Annotated in this window: 2 protein-coding genes; both read left to right on the top strand. The window is 66.1% G+C overall.

Annotated features, from left to right (window positions below; genetic code table 11):
- On the top strand, positions 1–580 hold a 580-nt coding region (locus ACH4OA_RS34565), incomplete at its 5' end, for an ISL3 family transposase (RefSeq protein ID WP_003945163.1).
- A 528-nt stretch (positions 581–1,108) separates the two neighbouring features.
- Positions 1,109–2,200: a hypothetical protein gene (locus ACH4OA_RS34560; RefSeq protein ID WP_350835329.1), complete on the top strand. Its 1,092-nt coding sequence runs from the start codon at positions 1,109–1,111 to the stop codon at positions 2,198–2,200.
- Positions 2,201–2,469 lie beyond the last annotated feature (269 nt).

The following is a 2,469-nucleotide window of genomic DNA, read 5'->3' as shown; positions in this document are numbered from 1 at the left end:
CGGGATCCGCACCGCCCTGCCGGACGCGCGGATCGCAGTCGACAAGTGGCATCTCGTCGCCCTCGCCAACCTCATGGTCACCCAGGTCCGTCAACGGATCACCCGGCAACTGCACGGCCGCCGCGGCACCGCCACCGACAAAGTCTGGGCCAGCCGGCAACTGCTGCTCACCGGCTACGAGCACCTCACCGTGAAGCAAAAGGCCCGGTTCAACGCCGCCCTCGCCGCCGAGGATCCGACCAACGAGATCGCCGCCGCGCATGCCGTCAAGGAACGCCTGCGCCTGCTGCTGGCCGAACACCAGCCGCACCAGATCCGGCGCAGGCTGTACGACTTCTACGACGCCGCCGCCCGCGCCGACATGGAGGAAACCAGCCGCCTGGCGACCACGATCGACACCTGGTGGCCAGCGGTGCTCGTCGCGCTCACCGAGGACGTGACCAACGCCCGCACCGAGGGCTTCAACCGGATCATCAAGCAAACCAAGCGTGTCGGATGCGGCTTCACCAACATGGACAACTACCGAAGGCGCATCATGGTCCACATCGCCCTCACCCGAGGGCAGAGACCAGCAGCATGAAATCAGCACACGCCCCGCTCAAATGCGGAGAGCCATTTATCTCTGCAGTAAACGCCCGGCCCGTCTTCGGCGCCTCGTGCCACACATGCCTTCCCGCTCGGGTTGCGGCGGGCCATAATTCGCCTTTCACGTGCCCGGCTTGCCGTCTTCGGAGCTGGGCCTTGACACCCCTGCACCGGGTACCCACGCATCAGTACCGCACCTGCCGCTGGGCAGTCGATGCATCACCTGTCCGAACGGAATCGACCGCCCCCACGCTGATCACTGCTCCCACACCGCCGAAGCACTTCAACCGATCCGTCACTGCAGCATCATCGAGAAGCCGTCCTCGACACCGGCAGGTCCCGGGCCCGCTGGCTGTGATGTCTTCGCGCTGGCGGCGTCGGCGGGGAGAGGATTTCGCAGTGAGCAGCACCGCTCTCTCCGGGATCGAGGCGACCACCGAATCCGGCCCGCGGTGCTGCACGAAACCTTCGGGGCTCCATCGAGCCAGTGGCAATCGGCCCGTGGTTGCCTCACCATGGAGCGATGACTGCTAAGCGTTGCCGATCCACCCCCGATCCTGCCGAACCCCTTTCCGATGCCGAGCTGCTCATCGGCCTGGTGGTCTCACCATCCCTGAGTGCGATGCTCGGCCCCGAGGTCACCACCTCGGTGCGCAAGATTTTGGTGCAGCGGTATCCGGGAGTGCGCTGGCAACTGAAGATGGCCGAAGACCGGCTGGTCGATCCACCCACCGAGACCTTGGACCTGCTGGAGGCGGCCCGAAACCGCGTGCTGGAGGAGAACTGGGATTTGGCCGTGGTGCTCACCGAGATCCCCCTGAAGACCGGCCGACGTCCGGTGCTCACCCAGCTCAGCCCCGTGCACGGGGTAGGACTGGTCTCCGTCCCAACCCTGGGAGCCGTGCACGTGCGGCAGAAGGTGCAAGAGACCACCGTGCACGTGGTCGGGCAGCTCCTGGGCTACGACGCCGAAGACCTCAACGCCCAGCGGGATCTTGCTCGAAGAGCCCACCAGCTGTCCACCGATCTCGACGAACGCCCGGACGACAACGTCGTGCAGTTCACGGCCCGAGTGCTGAGCGGCAACGTGCGGTTGCTGCTGGGCATGATCCGCGCCAACCAGCCTTGGGCCTTCGTGGCCCGGCTCTCCCGGGCGATGGTCGTGGCAGCGGCCACCGGCATGCTGACATTGGTGGCCTCGGACCTATGGGTACTGGCCATGGCCTACGGGCCGGTGCGCCTGGTCCTGCTGGCGGTGATGGCGATCGGGGCGGTGAGTGCCACCCTGATCCTGGGAGCAGACTTGTGGGAGCGCCCACGGCGGCGAGCCCAACGTGAGCAGGTGATCCTGTTCAATTTGGCCACCACCGCGACCGTGGCCATCGGGGTTGTGGTGTTCTACCTCGGCTTATTCATCCTGTCCTGGGTCGGCGCGCTGCTGCTCATCGACGAGCCGGTACTGGCCGGTGTCGCCGGTCACCCAGTGAACGCTTTGGACTACGCGAAGATCAGCTGGCTCACCGCCAGCCTGGCCACCGTGGGCGGAGCACTAGGAGCTGGACTGGAGGACGACGATGTGGTGCGCGCCGCTGCCTACACCCGGTCCAGCACCTGACACAGCCCCAGCACAGAAGAAACTGAAACATCTACGCGTTGATGCCACGTCTATGCAGGTGTCATTGCCGGTCGCGATGACTTGGTGGGCTCAGCGCAGTGCGCTGCCTCGTACTCGGCGGGTGGGGCGTTGCCGAGGCGGGTGTGCGGGCGGGCGCTGTTGTACCTGTCGATCCGGGATCCGCACCGCCCTGCCGGACGCGCGGATCGCAGTCGACAAGTGGCATCTCGTCGCCCTCGCCAACCTCATGGTCACCCAGGTCCGTCAAC

The sequence above is a fragment of the Streptomyces sp. NPDC017095 genome (genome assembly GCF_044332325.1).
Taxonomy (GTDB): domain Bacteria; phylum Actinomycetota; class Actinomycetes; order Streptomycetales; family Streptomycetaceae; genus Streptomyces.
The sequence above is the reverse complement of the archived record's forward strand: the minus strand, read 5'-3'. Positions and strand labels throughout refer to the sequence as shown.

Bases quoted from the DNA above. Each gene is read 5' to 3' on its own strand.
- ACH4OA_RS34560 (WP_350835329.1), top strand. From the start codon at position 1,109: ATGACTGCTAAGCGTTGCCGATCCACCCCCGATCCTGCCGAACCCCTT.